15 protein-coding genes and 3 pseudogenes are annotated in these 15,893 nt (G+C 68.6%); 8 read left to right on the top strand and 10 right to left on the bottom strand.

The genetic code is table 11. The features are described from left to right. The first annotated feature begins 121 nt into the window (after positions 1-121). Positions 122-589 (top strand): MarR family winged helix-turn-helix transcriptional regulator, encoded by a 468-nt coding sequence (locus ACTWQR_RS26535; protein ID WP_443229679.1) that lies wholly within the window; start codon positions 122-124, stop codon positions 587-589. A 350-nt stretch (positions 590-939) separates the two neighbouring features. Here the strand turns inward: ACTWQR_RS26535 and ACTWQR_RS26530 are convergent, their stop codons facing one another. Continuing rightward, complete coding sequence (locus tag ACTWQR_RS26530; protein WP_443229678.1) at positions 940-1,467, bottom strand: MarR family winged helix-turn-helix transcriptional regulator; 528 nt, start codon at positions 1,465-1,467, stop codon at positions 940-942. A 257-nt stretch (positions 1,468-1,724) separates the two neighbouring features. Between ACTWQR_RS26530 and ACTWQR_RS26525 the strand changes: the two genes are divergently transcribed. Beyond that, positions 1,725-2,798, top strand: a complete 1,074-nt coding sequence (locus ACTWQR_RS26525) for an alkene reductase (RefSeq protein WP_443229677.1) — start codon at positions 1,725-1,727, stop codon at positions 2,796-2,798. A gap of 435 nt (positions 2,799-3,233) precedes the next feature. Here the strand turns inward: ACTWQR_RS26525 and ACTWQR_RS26520 are convergent. The 6 genes and pseudogenes from ACTWQR_RS26520 to ACTWQR_RS26495 all read right to left on the bottom strand — a co-directional run. Beyond that, positions 3,234-3,632, bottom strand: a pseudogene (locus ACTWQR_RS26520) (transposase); the annotation flags it as partial. A gap of 269 nt (positions 3,633-3,901) precedes the next feature. Then, a complete protein-coding gene (locus ACTWQR_RS26515; protein ID WP_443229676.1) occupies positions 3,902-4,810 on the bottom strand; it encodes an SDR family oxidoreductase in 909 nt (302 codons plus the stop codon). 450 nt (positions 4,811-5,260) lie between these two features. Continuing rightward, on the bottom strand, positions 5,261-5,740 hold the full coding sequence (locus ACTWQR_RS26510; protein ID WP_443229675.1) for a MarR family winged helix-turn-helix transcriptional regulator: 480 nt from the start codon (positions 5,738-5,740) through the stop codon (positions 5,261-5,263). Between the two features lie 37 nt (positions 5,741-5,777). Continuing rightward, positions 5,778-5,987: a hypothetical protein gene (locus ACTWQR_RS26505; RefSeq protein WP_443229674.1), complete on the bottom strand. Its 210-nt coding sequence runs from the start codon at positions 5,985-5,987 to the stop codon at positions 5,778-5,780. A 185-nt stretch (positions 5,988-6,172) separates the two neighbouring features. Beyond that, a complete protein-coding gene (locus tag ACTWQR_RS26500; protein ID WP_443229673.1) occupies positions 6,173-7,078 on the bottom strand; it encodes an NADP-dependent oxidoreductase in 906 nt (301 codons plus the stop codon). Between the two features lie 180 nt (positions 7,079-7,258). Further along, positions 7,259-7,537, bottom strand: a complete 279-nt coding sequence (locus ACTWQR_RS26495) for a hypothetical protein (RefSeq protein WP_443229672.1) — start codon at positions 7,535-7,537, stop codon at positions 7,259-7,261. A gap of 185 nt (positions 7,538-7,722) precedes the next feature. On the opposite strand from ACTWQR_RS26495, the gene icmF reads away from it, so the two are divergent. Together icmF and ACTWQR_RS26485 are read left to right on the top strand one after the other, a co-directional pair. Then, positions 7,723-10,953, top strand: coding sequence for a fused isobutyryl-CoA mutase/GTPase IcmF (gene icmF / locus ACTWQR_RS26490; RefSeq protein WP_443229671.1), 3,231 nt, complete (start codon positions 7,723-7,725; stop codon positions 10,951-10,953). 50 nt (positions 10,954-11,003) lie between these two features. Continuing rightward, the gene (locus tag ACTWQR_RS26485) at positions 11,004-11,879 is read left to right on the top strand and encodes a 3-hydroxybutyryl-CoA dehydrogenase (protein ID WP_443229670.1); all 876 of its coding nucleotides are present in this window, start codon (positions 11,004-11,006) and stop codon (positions 11,877-11,879) included. Positions 11,880-11,963: 84 nt separating this feature from the next. On the opposite strand, the gene ACTWQR_RS26480 is transcribed toward ACTWQR_RS26485, so the two are convergent. Continuing rightward, complete coding sequence (locus ACTWQR_RS26480) at positions 11,964-12,722, bottom strand: RNA-guided endonuclease InsQ/TnpB family protein (protein ID WP_443229669.1); 759 nt, start codon at positions 12,720-12,722, stop codon at positions 11,964-11,966. A gap of 17 nt (positions 12,723-12,739) precedes the next feature. Beyond that, positions 12,740-12,835 (bottom strand): annotated as a pseudogene (locus ACTWQR_RS26475) (IS5/IS1182 family transposase); the annotation flags it as partial. Positions 12,836-13,267: 432 nt separating this feature from the next. Between ACTWQR_RS26475 and ACTWQR_RS26470 the strand changes: the two are divergent. Both ACTWQR_RS26470 and ACTWQR_RS26465 read left to right on the top strand, forming a co-directional pair. Then, positions 13,268-13,732 carry a MarR family winged helix-turn-helix transcriptional regulator gene (locus ACTWQR_RS26470; protein WP_443229668.1) on the top strand — a complete coding sequence of 155 codons (465 nt, stop codon included), beginning with the start codon at positions 13,268-13,270 and terminating at the stop codon, positions 13,730-13,732. 115 nt (positions 13,733-13,847) lie between these two features. Next, positions 13,848-14,126: pseudogene (locus tag ACTWQR_RS26465) on the top strand (LLM class flavin-dependent oxidoreductase); the annotation flags it as partial. Positions 14,127-14,566: 440 nt separating this feature from the next. Here ACTWQR_RS26465 and ACTWQR_RS26460 read toward each other — a convergent pair. Continuing rightward, positions 14,567-14,710, bottom strand: a complete 144-nt coding sequence (locus ACTWQR_RS26460) for a hypothetical protein (protein ID WP_443229706.1) — start codon at positions 14,708-14,710, stop codon at positions 14,567-14,569. 183 nt (positions 14,711-14,893) lie between these two features. On the opposite strand from ACTWQR_RS26460, the gene ACTWQR_RS26455 reads away from it, so the two are divergent. Further along, positions 14,894-15,073 (top strand): hypothetical protein, encoded by a 180-nt coding sequence (locus ACTWQR_RS26455; RefSeq protein ID WP_443229667.1) that lies wholly within the window; start codon positions 14,894-14,896, stop codon positions 15,071-15,073. 68 nt (positions 15,074-15,141) lie between these two features. Next, entirely contained in the window at positions 15,142-15,879 is a 738-nt protein-coding gene (locus ACTWQR_RS26450) for a hypothetical protein (protein WP_443229666.1), read from the top strand. Positions 15,880-15,893: the final 14 nt, after the last annotated feature.

The following is a 15,893-nucleotide window of genomic DNA, read 5'->3' as shown; positions in this document are numbered from 1 at the left end:
GCACGGCGATCCCGGGGTGCAGTGGGCACCGCGGTACTCGTCCTGACCGCGGGAGATGTTGGGGCTGATGAGTCGACCTTCGTCCAACTGGGTGACCCATCAACCCTATACACTCGCTTGTATGGATGAAGACGTGCGGTGGCTGACGGCAGAGGAGCAGCACGCCTGGCGGAGCTTTGTGCGGTTGCATGAGCGGCTGGGGGGCCGCCTCTCGCGCATGTTGCAGAGCGAGTCGAAACTGTCGGCCGCGGATTTCGCCGTGCTGGTCAATCTGACGGATGTGCCGGACGGTCGGCGGCGTTACCAGGATCTGGCCCGGGCGGTCGAGTGGGAGAAGAGCCGGATGTCCCACCACATCGCGCGGATGGCCGGACGGGGGCTGGTGATCCGTGAGGAGTGCCCCGAGGACGCTCGGGGAGCGTTCGTGGTGATCACGGACGTGGGGCGTGCGGCGATCGAGGCGGCGGCTCCGCTGCATGTGGAGGCGGTGCGGGAGCTGTTCCTGGACCATGTGACCCCGTCGGAGCTGCGGACGCTGGCCGACATCTCCGACCGAGTGGTGGCGAAGCTGGACGAGGATTCCGCCTGAGTGGCTGCGCGGACCTTCGGTCGCGTCGGTAGGGCCGGTAACCCGGCTCTTGTGGTCGCAGCGACAGTTGGCCGATCGCAGTGCTACTTGGCCGCGAAGGCGCTCTGGCATTGTCGTGGACGTCGAGCCGGAGCCCCTCCTGCTGGTGAGGCTGGGGTGGGGCCGCTAGTGGCCTGGGCCGCAGCACTGTCGTCTGTCCCCTCCGACTCCACACGGTGACCGTCAAAGCCGCCGTGGTCGTCGGACTGATCCTGGCCCTCTTTCTGCCCCGGCTGTGCCCGAGGCCCTGGGCCGAGGCAGCGGGCTGAACCCCGATCCGCATGGCGGCTCCGGATCCGTCGTGCGGTCCCTCAGTCGAGTTGTGCCGCGGCCCGCGCGAGGCTGTCCTCGATCCGGCCCAGGGTCTCGAGAGCCTCGGCCTGCTCCTTGGGGGTCAGGTCGTTGACGGTGCTGGCCTCGAGATCGAGCCACGTGCGCTCCACCTCTTGCCGCAGAGCGTTGCTGGCGGCCGTGGGTTCCACGATGGTGGCCCGCTTGTCGCTGGGGGAGGGGCGGCGACGTACGAAGCCCGCGTTCTCCAGGCGTTGAACGGTGCGGGTCATGGTGGCGGCGTCGGAGCCGAGCAGGCGGACGAGGTCGGTCTGGCGCTGCGGACCGCGGTCCCATAGCTGCATCATGACCAGTTCCTGGCCGGGGTGGAGGCCGACGCGGCGCAGTAGCTGTCCGGCGAGCATCCGGTGCACGCGGGCCACGCGCAAGATCGCGTGACTGAGGGGACCGGCCGCGACGGAAGGCGGCAGCGGCAAGGGCCCGTCAGCCGACGGCGTCGTATGGGCTGCGGTCGAGCGACTTGCGTCCGCTCTCTCCGGCTGGGTCATTTCTTCCTCGCGGGGCGGTCTCGGGACTTGCTTGAACAAGTAGACGCTACCGCCCTGCTGAGTCTCAACGGTTGTGACAAGAGCCCCGTCTTCGCCCCGTCCTACTGCGCGAAGACGGTCTAAGTGACGTGGATCACGGGTGTGATGGGATGGCTCCATGCTGTTTACTTGTTCGGACAGTGAACAGCGCGATCGGTGCTGGTACGTCATGGGCTGCGGAAAACGGTGGCCCGCCTGTGAGACAAGGAAATTGATTCATGTCAACGGCATTCCAGTCCTACGACCTCAGCGGCAAGGCCCTTGCCAATCGCATCGTGATGGCTCCGATGACCCGCAGTCGCGCATACGATGACGGACAGTGCGTGACCGATCTGTCGGCCACCTACTACGCGCAGCGGGCGAGCGCTGGTCTGATCATCACGGAGGGCACCCAGCCGTCGGTGGTGGGCCAGGGCTACCCCGCCACCCCGGGCATTCACTCGGCCGAGCAGGTCGAGGCCTGGCGCAAGGTGACTGACGCCGTGCATGCCGAGGGCGGTGTGATCTACCTGCAGCTGATGCACACCGGCCGGGTCGGCCACCCGAGCCTGACGGGCCTTCAGCCGGTCGGCCCGTCCACCGTCACGGCCAAGGGACAGGTCTACACGCAGAACGGCCCGCAGGATTTCGTGGCGCCGAAGGAACTCACCGAGGCCGAGATCCTCGAGACGATCGCCGACTATGCCTCCTCCGCGCGCAACGCGATCGAGGCCGGCTTCGACGGCGTGGAGCTGCACGGCGCCAACGGCTACCTGATCCACCAGTTCCTCGCCCCGAACTCCAACCAGCGCACCGACGGTTGGGGCGGTTCGCCGCAGGCCCGCATCCGCTTCGCCGTCGAGTCCGCCAAGGCCGTCGCCGAGGCCATCGGCGCGGACAAGGTCGGCTTCCGCATCTCCCCCGGAAACCCCTTCAACGACATCGACGAGTCCGATCGGGTCGACGTGGACGCGACCTACACCGCGCTGGTCGACGCGCTCGCCCCGCTCGGCCTGGCCTACCTGCACCAGATGGAAGCCCCCGAGACCCGCGACCTGACCCTCCGCCTGCGCAAGCAGTTCCCGGGCACCTACATCCTCAACCCCTTCACCGCCCCGCGGCCCACAGGGCCGGAGGAGCTGCAGCTGGTCGAGGACGGCACCGCCGATCTGATCTCCTTTGGTGCGCTGTTCCTGGCCAACCCCGACCTGCCCAAGCGGCTCGCCGCCGGCGGCCCGTTCAACACCCCGGACCCGGCAACCTTCTACGGCGGCGACCACTCCGGTTACACCGACTACCCGACCCACGGCTGATCCTCGTCCGTCAGGCCTGCACGTGTGCCCCCGACCTGGTGGATCCGGCCGGGGCACACTTGCATCACCCACATATTTTCCTGTCCGAACAGTTCATGCTCGATAGCCCGGGCGAGTACGAACGGCCTGTGCGTGTACGAGGAGTCGAGCGCCACGACGGAGGTCGGATTGCGGTGCGCTACGCAAAGAAGGCTGACGCCGATTCCGGCGTCAGCCTTCTTTGCGTAGCGTGCCGGCCTCAGAGGATGTAGTTCTCGCCGGTCTCGCGCAGGGTGATCTCGTTGATCGACACGCCGAGCGGCTGGTTGATCGGCGGCTCGTTCGCCAAGTCGGGGCCATGCAGTGCTTCGGCGCGGCGCGTCCGGCGCCGGACTGGTCGGATCAGGCAGGCCGGTGTCGCATTCGACCTGGGTCATGTCCCCTGTAGTGGTGTAGTCACTGGCCGAGCTGGTTCGGTTCGGGCGGGGGAAGCTGCGGGTCGTCCTCGGTGGGGTTGGCGGTGAAGAGTTCGGCCATGGAGCCTTCGGAGAGGTAGCGGCGGTCGAAGACCTGCCACTCGTCGTGGAGTTCGGCCAGGACCGCGGCGGCGAGCCGGTCCAGGGCCGCAGGGTTGGGGAAGACCTGCACGACGTCGGCCCTGCGTTTGATCTCTCGGTTCAACCGCTCCAGCGGGTTGGTGGACCAGATCTTCTTCCAGTGGGCCGGCGGGAAGTCCGCGAACGCGGTGATGTCCGTCGCAGCGTCCAGCAGCATCGTCCTGACCTTCGGAAACTGCCGTCCGAGCATGTCAGCGACGACGTCCAGCTGGGTGCGGACGGCCTCGGCGGTGGTCTGCCCAACCCGGCGCTACGCCGGCAGTCGATTTCTTCGTGCCGGACGGACTTGCTCAACTGCTCCGCAACCGCACCGTGCCAACAGGTTCGGACAATCTTCCAGCCTGACCGCCTGACCGCCTGACCGCCTAATCGCGTCACCAGCATTGACAGCTCTGCACGATGGCGCGCATCGTCATGGACGCACCGGAGCTGACGAAGCCGTCATGGCGATTCCGCCACACATCGATGGGACCTCGCCCGGGCAGCGGGGACCGGGGTGAGGGCCCGTCACCGGTGCCGTGCCTTGCTCGGCTCGTCGGTGAACCGGGCGACGGCGTCTTCGGCCGTGGGGACGGGGCCGAACAGCTGCTCCTGCCGGCGGGTGTCGGCGACGTAGCGGCCCTTGTCGAACCAGCCGAACATCGCGGCCATGTCCTTGACCACTGGCATGAAGCGGCCGACGACGGCTCCTGCGGCGCGGGTGACGGTCGAAGGGATGCCCCACACCTTGATCTTCTTTCCGGCCCGGCTGCCCATGAGGTCGGCTACCTCGCGCATGCTGACCGGACGGTCCCAGCCGATGTCGATGCGCTCGCCGTTGGCGGCCTCGGCGTCGACCGCGGCCGCCAGGTACGCCGCGAGATCCGCGGTGCGGACCCAGGTCAGCGGGACGGTGGTCTTGCCCATCCAGATCAGGCGGCCCTTGTCGACGGGGTCGCCCGCCATGGTCGCGATCTGGTCGAAAAACGCCCCCGGGCGCAGTGCGACGAACAGGACGCCGAGCTGTTCGAGCTTGTCCTCGGCGATCTTCTTGTGCCAGAAGTGCGGGACTTGGGGCGTCTGGTCGCTGGTGAGGATGCTGGTCAGGACGAACCGTCGGATGCCGGCGCGGTGGGCGGCCTCGGCGAGGTTGGCGTTGCCGACGGTGTCGATGTCGTACGCGTTCTTGCCGCCGCGGGTATAGCCGGCGGCGGTGGTGATGACGGCATCGGCGCCGTTCATGGCGGCGACGAGCGAGTCGAGGTCGAGCATGTCGCCGCGGGCGATCTCGACACCCCGGCTTTCGAGCTTGCTCGCGTCGGTGGTCGGCCGGACCAGCGCGCGGACGTTCTTACCGCGCTTGAGCAGTTCGTCGACGACCTTGCCCCCGACGGATCCGGTCGCGCCGACGACGAGGACGGGGAGGGTGGTGGCCATGAGGGTCTCACTTTCCATCAGGTCAGTAGTGGGGGATGGGGTGGGCGGGGCAGGGTGGCCGCGGACGTGGGTGCCGTCGGCCCGAGTCGCTCAGGGGCGGGCCTGTGGTTGGGCGGATCCGCCTGCGCCGGTCACCGCCGGCCTGCAGGAGCTTGCCGAGGTCAAGGTGACCCGGGCGCGAGTGATGCGGCCGTCCTCGATGTGCAGCCGGCTGGCGACGGGGAGGGGCTCGCTGTCCCCACGGGGTGTGCCCTTCCCCCGGATGAGTTCCGCCTGCCCGCACCGGGACGGCTCGCGCTTGAATGACGCTGAGGCCCTGCAACCACCCGTTATCTCCGACGTGCGGAGGTCAGCAGCGACTCCGCCACACCCAAACGATTTGCACCCCATGTCCGCATACCCACCCACCTGTCGCGTGGGGCACGCCAACATGGGGTGCAAACGGGGGAGTTACTTGGACTCTTCTTCCGGAAGAGCGCGGCTGCTGATCGCATCGGCGATGGCGTAGGCGATACGGACGAAGGAGTCTGCCTGCTGCGCCGAGAGGTTCCGTCCGGAGGCCTCCTCCAGGGCCCGCCACATGGCTGCGATGGGCTCGCGCATGGCACGGCCCTTGTCGGTGAGGTGGACGACCACGACGCGCCGGTCGTGTTCCGCCGGCTCACGGATGAGCAGGCCGGCGTCCTGCATGCGGCGCAGGGACTTGGAGACGGTGGAGTGGTCCAGGCCGACGCTTTCGAGCAGCTCGGACTGGGTCTGGCCGTCCCGGTCGAGGAGTTGCATCAGTAGCAGTTCCTGTCCGGGATGCAGGTCCATCTCGCGGAGCATGGCGCCGGCGCGGGCGCGGTGAGCGCGGGCGAGCTGGAAGATCGCGTAGCTCATCGGTCCCTCGCTGGCCGTCGTAGGGATGCGGGGTGTCGGGGCGGGCATGATTCGGTTCCTCAGACGGTGTAGGTGGGGTAGTCGGTTAGCCGACCGCTCCGCCGCCGTAGAAGGTTGCTGGATCGGGGGTGTTCAGCGGCGCGTCAGAGCGTAGCCGCTCGGGCAGGTCCGGGTTGGCGAGCGCGAAGGTGTCCACGGAGACAAGGTCGGCCGTGCCGTTGTCGGTGCATTTGGCGCGGGTGGGCAGGTCCCCGGTACCGGCGGGTTGAGGACCAGCGTGGTTGGTCGGCCGCACGCGCGCAGGGTGACCAGCAGGGCGTCGTCGCCCGCATGGAGGACGTGGAGGCGGTGGGGGAGGGAGACGTCAACGACGGTGGTCGATGTCCACAGGGAGTTCAGATGAGAGGGCCTTCGGTGCTGTGACGATCAGGTGGTGATCGGGAGAGCGGGAGGGCCTGGCGGATGGAGTGGCGGGCGTGATCAGGCGACGGTGAGGACGATCTTGCCCCGGACATGCCCGGCGTGGCTGACCTGCTGGGCCGTGGCGGCCTGGTCGAGCGGGTAGACGTTGACGGTGGTGACGAGCTTGCCGGTCGCGGCGTCCTGCGCCAGCGCGGCCAGGCGGGCGGCCGAGCGTTCCTGGCCACCGTTGGAGAAGGTGATGCCGAGCTGGTGCGCGCGGAAGTCGGCGATGGTGACGATGCGCTCGGTGCCGCCGCGCAGGGTGATGGAGTCCTCCAGGGCTCCCTTCCCGGCCAGGTCGAACACCGCGTCCACGCCGTCGGGGGCGAGTGCCCTGACCCGATCGACCAGGCCCTCGCCATAGAGGGTCGAGGTTGCGCCGAGCGAGGTGAGGTAGTCCTGGTTCGCGGGACCGGCGGTGCCGATGACACGCGCCCCGCGGGCCGTGGCGAGCTGGACCGCCAGGGTGCCGACCGCTCCGGCCGCGCCGTGCATCAGTACGGTCTCCCCGGCGACGACGCCGAGCAGGTCCAGGACCCGCTCGGCCGTCTCGCTCGCCACCGGCAGCGCGACCGCGTGCTGCCAGTCGAGGCCGGCGGGCTTGAGGGCCACGGTGGTGGCCAGCGCGTACTGGGCGTACGAGCCGGTGTCCGACCAGCCCACCACCTCATCGCCCACCTTCACGTCCTGCACGCCCTCACCCAGGGCGTCCACCACGCCGGCGAGCTCGTGACCGGGGACGGAGGGGAACGGCGTCGGGAACAGGGCCTCCAGTGCCCCGGAGCGGATCTTGCCGTCCAACGCGTTCAGCCCGGCCGCCTTGACGCGGACGCGGATCTGCCCGGGGCCGGGCTGCGGGACCTCGATGTCCGCCTCGTGCAGCACTTCCGTGCCTCCGAAACGGTCGAACAGGATGGCTTTCATGACGACTCCTCTCGTGTCGCCACCCATTTAGGTGGCTGGACACATAATCAACGTAACAGTAAGCATGTGGCTAGCCAAGTATTACTGCCGCTCGGTGCCGCGCGAGATCGACTGCGGTCGCGTCGGTCTCCCCGGGAGGGTGGTCGAAGCGGGAGGTGCCTGCCGGAGCGAGCCCTGCACTCAGGCGCCGAGAGTGCGGCGCCCCCAGGCAGTGCGGACCGTGGGGGCGGCGGTGGACAAGGCCGCCGTAGGGGCGGCGTCGTCGAGCATGTGGAAACCGCCGGTACAGACGCGCAGTTCGGCCCGGACGCCGCACAGGGAGTGGCGATCGTCGCGGTCGACCCGGCGTCCAGCCCCTGGGGTGCCCGGCACTGGCGGAAGCCCTTGACCGCCCCACGACGCAAGACGTTCCGGCACGATGCGGCGAGCGTCGCGGTCGGGCGACGCGTCCTCGGGCACCCGATCAGGCTGGGGGCACCTCCCGGCGGTAATTGGGGGAGGGCGACACCCCCACGCCGCACAGGGCCCCTGCGCCAGGGTCCGCCACGCGGGATATGTCACACCACGATCACCTTCTGCCATTTACTAGGACGTCCTAGTATCTCTGAGGTCACCGTCCCCCTGCCCTGTCCGGGAAGGCCCCCATGCCTGAACTGCATCGCCCCGTGCACCCCGTTCGCCTGGTCACCGCTTCGGCCCTGTTCGACGGTCATGACGCGTCGATCAACATCATGCGGCGGATATTTCAGTCCCAGGGTGCCGAGGTGATCCATCTGGGGCACAACCGGTCGGTGCAGGAGGTCGTGGACGCGACGCTGGAGGAGGACGCGCACGGTGTGGCTGTGTCGTCGTACCAGGGCGGGCACGTGGAGTACTTCGAGTACCTGGTCGAGTCGCTGCGTGCCCAGGGCGCGGACCACGTCCGCGTCGTCGGCGGCGGGGGCGGTGTCATCGTGCCCGAGGAGATCGCCCGGCTGCGGGGGAGTGGCGTGACGATCTTCTCCCCGGAGGACGGTCAGCGGTTGGGCCTCGCCGGGATGGTCAACTCGGTGGTGAAGGACTGCGACTTCGACCTGTGGGACGGCAAGCCGGCGGATGCCTCCGCTGTCCTCGCGGGCGATCGGTTCGCCGTCGCCCGCGCCATCACCGGTGCCGAACTGGGCAAGCTGGCGCCGGACTTCATGGAGCGGCTACGTACCTCGGCGGCGACCCGGCCCGTGCCGGTGCTGGGCATCACCGGTACCGGTGGCTCCGGCAAGTCGTCCCTCACCGACGAGTTGGTGCGCCGTTTGCGGGTGGATCAGCAGGACAAGTTGCGGATCGCGGTGATCGCGGTCGACCCGACCCGGCGCAGGGGCGGTGGTGCGCTGCTCGGTGACCGGATCCGGATGAACTCCCTCGACGGGAACCGGGTGTTCTTCCGCAGCCTGGCCACCCGTGGCAGCCGCGAGCTGCCCGAGCACCTGTCCGACGTGATCGACGTCGTGAAGGCCGCCGGGTTCGATCTGGTGATCGTGGAGACGCCGGGTATCGGGCAGGGCGACGCGGCGATCGTGCCGTTCGTCGACACGTCCATGTATGTGATGACGCCGGAGTTCGGTGCCGCCTCGCAGCTCGAGAAGATCGACATGCTCGACTTCGCCGATGTGGTGGCGATCAACAAGTTCGAGCGGCGCGGCGCCAAGGACGCCATGCGCGATGTGGGCCGTCAACTGGTCCGCAATCGTGAGGCGTTCGACAAGCGGCCCGAGGACATGCCGGTGTACGGCACCTCGGCGGCCACCTTCAACGACGACGGTGTCACCGCCCTCTACCAGCACCTGAAGTCGTCCCTCGCCGAGCAGATGCTTCAGCTGTCCGAGGGCGCGCTGGCGCCCGTCGACGTACGCCACTCCTCCGGCATCCGCCAGGTCGTCCCGGCGGACCGGGTGCGCTATCTCGCCGAGATCACCGACACCGTCCGCGACTACCACACCGACACCGACCGGCTCTCCGAGGCGGCCCGGCGGGTGCAGCGTCTGGAAGCCGTACGGGACGAACTCGCCGAGGCCGGCTCCGACGCCCAGAACGTCGAGTCGTTGCTCGACGGCGCCCGCAGGCAGCTCCCGCACGAGGTCGGTGAGCAGATCGAGAAGTGGCCCGCGATCGTGGCCTCCTATTCCGGCGACGAGCAGGTGGTGAAGGTCCGGGACAAGGAGATCCGCACCAAGCTGACCCGCGAGTCCCTCTCCGGGAACCGCATCCCGCGTGTCGCCCTGCCCCGCTTCACCGACCACGGAGAGCTGGTCCGGTTCTGGCGCCGCGAGAATCTGCCGGGCCACTTCCCTTTCACCGCCGGGGTGTTCCCCTTCAAGCGGGACGGCGAGGACCCGGCGCGGATGTTCGCGGGGGAGGGCGACCCGTTCCGCACCAACCGGCGTTTCAAGCTGCTCTCCGAGGGGCAGCCCGCCACCCGGCTGTCCACGGCCTTCGACTCCGTCACCCTCTACGGCCGCGACCCGGACGAACGCCCCGACATCTACGGCAAAGTCGGCACCTCCGGCGTGTCGGTGGCCACCCTGGAGGACATGAAGGCGCTCTACGACGGCTTCGACCTGGTCGCGCCCACCACCTCGGTGTCGATGACGATCAACGGGCCCGCGCCGACGATCCTGGCGTTCTTCCTCAACACCGTGATGGACCAGCAGCTCGAGAAGTTCCGGGCCGCCGAGGGCCGTGACCCGTCGCCCGAGGAGGCGGCGGAGCTGCGGGCGCACGCGCTGGCGAACGTGCGCGGCACGGTGCAGGCCGACATCCTCAAGGAGGACCAGGGCCAGAACACCTGCCTGTTCTCCACCGAGTTCTCCTTGCGGATGATGGCCGACATCCAGGAGTGGTTCATCGCCCAGAAGGTCCGCAACTTCTACTCGGTGTCCATCTCCGGCTACCACATCGCCGAGGCCGGCGCGAACCCCATCAGCCAGCTCGCCTTCACCCTCGCCAATGGCTTCACCTACGTGGAGGCCTACCTCGCCCGGGGCATGCGCATAGACGACTTCGCGCCCAACCTGTCGTTCTTCTTCTCCAACGGCATGGACCCCGAGTACTCCGTCCTCGGCCGGGTCGCCCGCCGCATCTGGGCCGTCGCGATGCGGGACTGCTACGGGGCGAATGAGCGCAGCCAGAAACTGAAGTACCACGTGCAGACCTCCGGACGCTCCCTGCACGCCCAGGAGATGGACTTCAACGACATCCGCACCACCCTGCAGGCCCTCATCGCCATCTACGACAACTGCAACAGCCTGCACACCAACGCCTACGACGAGGCCGTCACCACCCCCACCGAGGACTCCGTCCGCAGGGCCCTCGCCATCCAGCTGATCATCAACCGGGAGTGGGGCCTGGCGATGAACGAGAACCCCCTGCAGGGGTCGTTCATCATCGACGAACTCACCGACCTCGTCGAAGAGGCCGTCCTCCAGGAGTTCGAGCGGATCAGCGAGCGCGGCGGAGTCCTCGGCGCCATGGAGACCGGCTACCAGCGCGGCCGCATCCAGGACGAGTCGATGCTCTACGAGCAGCGCAAGCACGACGGCACGCTGCCCCTCATCGGCGTCAACACCTTCCGCAACCCCCACGCCGACACCACCGAACCCGGCCCCATCGAACTCGCCCGCGCCACCGAGCAGGAGAAGCAGTCCCAGCTGGAGCGCGTACGCACCTACCAGACCGGCCACCGGGACGAGGCACACACCGCCCTCGCCGCCCTCAGGGAAGCGGCGATGGAAGGCCGCAACGTCTTCGCCGTACTCATGGACGCCGCCCGCGTCTGCTCGCTCCAGCAGATCACCGACGCCTTCTTCGAAGTCGGCGGCCAATACCGCCGCAACGTCTGACCTCACCAACCGGCAGCCACGCGCGCCTTCCCGTACAGATAGGACCTCAAGTGGAACCCATCACCCGTCTCGGCGTCGTCGGCTGTGGCCTCATGGGCTCCGGCATCGCCGAAGTCGCCGCCCGCCACGGCCTCGGCGTCCGCGTCGCCGAAGCCACCCCCGACGCCGTAGCGGCAGGCCGCCGCCGTATCACCGCCTCCTTCGACCGAGGCGTGCGGCGCGGCAAGCTCACCGAGGAGCAGCGGGACCAGGCCCTGGCCAGGCTCTCCTTCACCCACGATCTCAGCGAGATGGCCGACCGCCAGTTCGTCGTCGAGGCCGTCGCAGAGAACCGCGACATCAAGACCGACGTCCTGCGCGCCCTGGACAAGGCGGTTGAGGACTCCGAGGCCGTCCTGGCGACCAACACCTCCTCCATCCCCATCGTCGACCTCGCCATCGCCACCGAGCGACCCGGTCGGGTCGTCGGAATGCACTTCTTCAACCCCGTTCCCGTGCAGCGGCTGGTCGAGGTCATCCCCGCGCTCATCACCTCGCCCGCCACCGTGCAGCGCACCCGTGAATTCGCCGAGCTACTGGGCAAACAGGCCATCCAGGCGCCCGACCGCTCCGGCTTCGTCGTCAACGCCCTCCTCGTGCCCTACCTGCTCAGCGCGGTCCGCATGGTGGAGTCCGGCGCCGCACGCCCCGACGACATCGACCAGGGCATGGAACTCGGCTGCGCCCACCCCATGGGCCCGCTCCGCCTGCTCGACCTCATCGGCCTCGACACCGCACAGGCGGTGGCCGAGTCCATGTACGAGGAGTTCAAGGAGCCCCTGTACGCACCACCCGCCCTGCTGCGCCGCATGGTCGCCGCCGGCCACCTCGGCCGCAAGAACGGGCGCGGCTTCTACACCTACGACGCGTCCACTACCCGGGGCTGAAGTTTCCGGGCTTGCTGCTCGGGTTCACCGATGGCTTCGGTGGTCCCGGCTGCGTCCAGCTCTCATGCTCGGTGGTGTCGCCGGTCAGGCGATGAGGGTGAGGGCAGGGGCCTGTGACTCGGCCCCGCGGACCCACGCGTACCAGCCGCGGTGGCTGATGTTGTGGGACGCGTTGCGGTCGGCGTGCTCAGCGAAGCCGCACGACCGGCAGACGAACACGGCCTGGGAGGGCCGGTTGGCTTTCTCGATGTGGTGACAGCGGGAGCATTCCCGGCTGGTGTACGCCGGATCGACGTACACCACCGGGACCCCGGCGCGTTTCGCCTTGCAGGCGATGAACGCGCCGAGCTGGTGAAACGACCAGGAGTGCAGCGTGACGCGCTGGGGCTTTCTCAGCCGTGCCCGTGCGCGGATGCCCGTCAGGTCTTCCAGGGCGATTCCGCGACCGGTGCGTTGGGCCTCCGCCACGATGCGCTTGCTGATCTTGTGGTTGATGTCGCGGGCCCGGCGTTTCTCCTTGCCCGCGTGCTTCTTCGCCCGTCGCCTGGCGGACTTGGTGTTCTTCTTCTGCAGCTTGGTGCGCAGTTTCCGGTCCGCTGCACGGCGCCGGTTCAGGCGGCGCCCGCTGTGCCGCTTGCCGGTGGAGGTGGTGGCGATGTTGACGATGCCCAGGTCCACCCCGACGAACCCCACCGGGTGTGCGTTCTGCTCGGCCTCGGCGATGTCGCAGGTCACCAGCAGATACCACTGCCCGCCCCGGCACAGCAGATCGGACTCACCCTTGCGGTGCGTGGCCACCACCGCCGGCTGCCCCGGCTCGCCGGTGAACGCGACGTTCTTCATCCGCCCGGCCGTGGTCACTTGCAGCGGCGGTCACCCGCGCGGCTGACGATGAGCATGGTGACCCACGCGACCAGCGTATGCGGGAGGTCGAGTGCGGCAGGACGGGTAACCAACAGGGCTCCTGTATCGGTGGGCTGAGACTTCGAACACCTCCCTCAACGGCACGGGAGCCTTGTCAGTCGGCACTGACCCGCGCTTGCCGCCGCTGGTTCTCCGCCACCCCAAGCAGCCGCGCGAAGACACCGGTCCGCGCCTTTCATGCACGTGATCCCTTGCGCTGTCTGGATGGCACCCGCGGCAAGGGAAGGCGAACCGCAGCCGGAGCCGCGTCCAGCGCGATCTGCAACACAGAGAAGAGTAGATGTTGTGTCAACTAAATGATGCATCTACGGGTGGTTTGCCGTCATCACGGCCTGGTGGCCCTGGTGGCACCGGGTGTCCTGTACTGGGTCGCCGCGGAACTGGATTGACGGGCTCAGGCTGCTCGTCGAAAGTCGCAATCCATCAGTGGATGATGAGTCAACAAATCGCGTACACTCGTTCGGATGGATGAACAATCACAGTGGCTCACTCCGGTGGAGCAGTGCGCCTGGCGAAGCGTCATTCGGATGTACGAGAGGCTCGGCGGACGCCTGGCCCGCGGTCTGCAGTCCGAGTCCTGCCTGTCCGTCTCCGACTATGCCGTGCTGGTCCACCTCTCGGAGGCGCCCGATGGTCGCCGCCATGTGGATCTGGCCAGGAGTCTGGAGTGGGAGAAGAGCAGGATGTCGCATCATATCTCCCGCATGGTGAAGCGCGGACTGGTGGCCCGGCAGGAATGCCCCGAGGATGGCCGCGGCGCGTTCGTGGTCATTACGCCGGAGGGGCGGGAAGTGATCGCGGAAGCCGCGCCCCGTCATGCCAGCGAGGTTCGGCGCCTGTTCATCGAGCCACTGACTCCCGAGGAACTCCTGACCTTCGCCCGCGTGGCGGACCGCGTCGTCGAGCGCCTGGAGAAGGGGCAGTGCTGATGGCTGGCCCGTGCCCGCGCCTGGGTGGCTGACGCGTACAGCCGGAATGCGGAATGTGAAGGGGTGAGTTACGGATCATGGTTGATGCATCGACTTCGTGGAAGGGCTGATCACGATGCAGTTCGGCATGTTCACCGTCGGTGATGTCGCCAACGATCCGGCCGCGGGCCGTACGCCGACGGAGTACGAGAGGATCAAGGCGATGGTCACCATCGCGCAGAAGGCCGAGGAAATGGGCCTGACGTCTTCGCGGCCGACGAGCACCACAACCGGCCGTTCGTGACCGTCGTCCCCGACCACGATGCTGGGCTGGATCGCCGCCCGCACCGAGATACTGATCCTCTCCACGGCCACCACGCTGATTGCCACGAACGACCCGGTGAAGATCGCCGAGGGCTGCGAGCTTCAACGCCTCCCAGGGCAGGACGGAGTTGCGCCGAACCGCTGGACCAGTGCCCTGCACCTGTTCGGCAACGGCGTCGGGGGCCACATGAGGAGACCCGCCTCGAGCGCTGGGGGAGAGCCCGACTGCTCGTCGAGGCCCCGGGACTACATCGGTGCCGCCCGTCTCCTGGCCCTGTCGTCGAGGAGGTCCCGGAGTAGTTCACTCCGTGCAACTGCGGCGGGCCGAGGAGCGGTTGCGTCACGTCATCGACCGCGATCCGGTGGAGCACGACGCCCACCTGGTGCTGGGGCGCACCCTGGAACGCCAGGGGCGCTGCGACGAGGCGGCGCGGGCTGCGGATGGCTGCCGCCTTCTCGGGCGAACTGTCCGCCGAGGACTGAGCGGCGCGCGTACGCGGAAGAGGGGCACCGATCAACCGGTGCCCCTTCTCATGCCCTGCGGCCTGGTCGGACCAGGCCGAGCCTCTTCAACTCCGCCCGGCGCCAGGCGTAGATCTCCCGCATGATCACTCCCTGCGGGGACGACCAGTCGAGGCCCGTCTCGGCGACCTGGGCGAAGGCCGTGTTGGGCACGCTGCCAGCTGGATCATCCGCTGGACCGCCAGGTCATGCGCCTCCTTGCTGATTCCGCCGACCGCGTCCGCCGGGAACGTGGTCGGCATGTGGCGGGCGCCACTAAAGACGGGGCTCCTGTTGACACATCAACGACACTGAGCGAAAGATTGCCGTTGATGCATCAACCAGTAGGAGGTTGCCGTGAACCCGATCGGCACCGTGCAAGGCGGCGTGACCCCGATGCCGTCCGTGGTGAACCAGCAGGTCACCGCCGTCATGCCCCTGTGGCGGGCGGCCGAGATATTCGGCCTGGGCCGCGCCCTGGCCCCCGGTGAGCCAGGCGGACGCGGCGTGGATCTCGCTCGCGGAGCGATCCGATGAGTTCGGTGACCGCCTGCGCTTCGCGACGAGTGAGGGTGCCGAGGAGCCTGCGGCATGGAGCGGTGGGCGTGGCGGTGGCCGCGCTCGTATACGTCTTTCTCCTCGTGGCCTTTGCAGGCAAGGAGTCCTTCCCCGCCGTCGGTTCCCTATCCTCCGGCGCCGAGCACCTGCGCCCCGGGGTGGCCGCCCTCGCGGACAGCGCCGTGGCGTTCGGACACGAGGCGGGGCAGGTTCTCGCCTGGATCCACACCGTGGCCACGTGGCCCATGCTGGTACTGACCCTGCTCTGGCTGGCCCGCCGGGATCCGGCCCTCTACGCCCGCCTTGCTCTCGCGCTGCTGCTGACCGCCGCAGGCGGCCTGACCGTCTTCGCCGCCTCGCACAGCTGGCCGGACCGCGAGGCGTCCCTCGTCCGTGACTACCTGGCACTGCCCGGTGTGGGCACAAGCTCGTACGTGCTGATCGCGATGGCGGTGGTCGCCGGGGTCACGAGGGCACGGGTCCGGTCCGTTGTACTGCTGATTGCCCTCACCACGATCGCGGCGGCGGTGCTGGCCACGGACCGTCACCTGCTCGGCGCGCTGCTCGCCGCGGGCGCCCCGCTCCTGGCGTGGTACACCGCCGGGCGGTTTCTCAGCCGGCAAGGCACGCGGCGCGGCAGGACAGGGCACATGGCTCCGGCCTCGTCCCCTGCCGAGTCGTCGCGGTCCTGGTCCGCCGCGGAATATGCACTCGGTCGGCCTGATCGCCGTGGCCGGCCTCGCCGCCGCGGGTGTCGCGGTCCTCGCCGTCGTATGGCTGCGTAGGCACCGTCGTAGCG

The organism is Streptomyces sp. 2A115 (assembly GCF_052245575.1).
Lineage (GTDB): Bacteria > Actinomycetota > Actinomycetes > Streptomycetales > Streptomycetaceae > Streptomyces.
This window is presented reverse-complemented; position numbering and strand designations above follow the sequence as displayed.

Coding starts and splice junctions, on each gene's coding strand:
- ACTWQR_RS26470 (WP_443229668.1), top strand. CDS start 13,268: ATGGATGAACAATCACAGTGGCTCACTCCGGTGGAGCAGTGCGCCTGG.
- ACTWQR_RS26510 (WP_443229675.1), bottom strand. CDS start 5,740: ATGCCCGCCCCGACACCCCGCATCCCTACGACGGCCAGCGAGGGACCG.
- ACTWQR_RS26500 (WP_443229673.1), bottom strand. CDS start 7,078: ATGAAAGCCATCCTGTTCGACCGTTTCGGAGGCACGGAAGTGCTGCAC.
- ACTWQR_RS26480 (WP_443229669.1), bottom strand. CDS start 12,722: ATGAAGAACGTCGCGTTCACCGGCGAGCCGGGGCAGCCGGCGGTGGTG.
- ACTWQR_RS26535 (WP_443229679.1), top strand. CDS start 122: ATGGATGAAGACGTGCGGTGGCTGACGGCAGAGGAGCAGCACGCCTGG.
- ACTWQR_RS26515 (WP_443229676.1), bottom strand. CDS start 4,810: ATGGCCACCACCCTCCCCGTCCTCGTCGTCGGCGCGACCGGATCCGTC.
- ACTWQR_RS26525 (WP_443229677.1), top strand. CDS start 1,725: ATGTCAACGGCATTCCAGTCCTACGACCTCAGCGGCAAGGCCCTTGCC.
- ACTWQR_RS26530 (WP_443229678.1), bottom strand. CDS start 1,467: ATGACCCAGCCGGAGAGAGCGGACGCAAGTCGCTCGACCGCAGCCCAT.
- icmF (WP_443229671.1), top strand. CDS start 7,723: ATGCCTGAACTGCATCGCCCCGTGCACCCCGTTCGCCTGGTCACCGCT.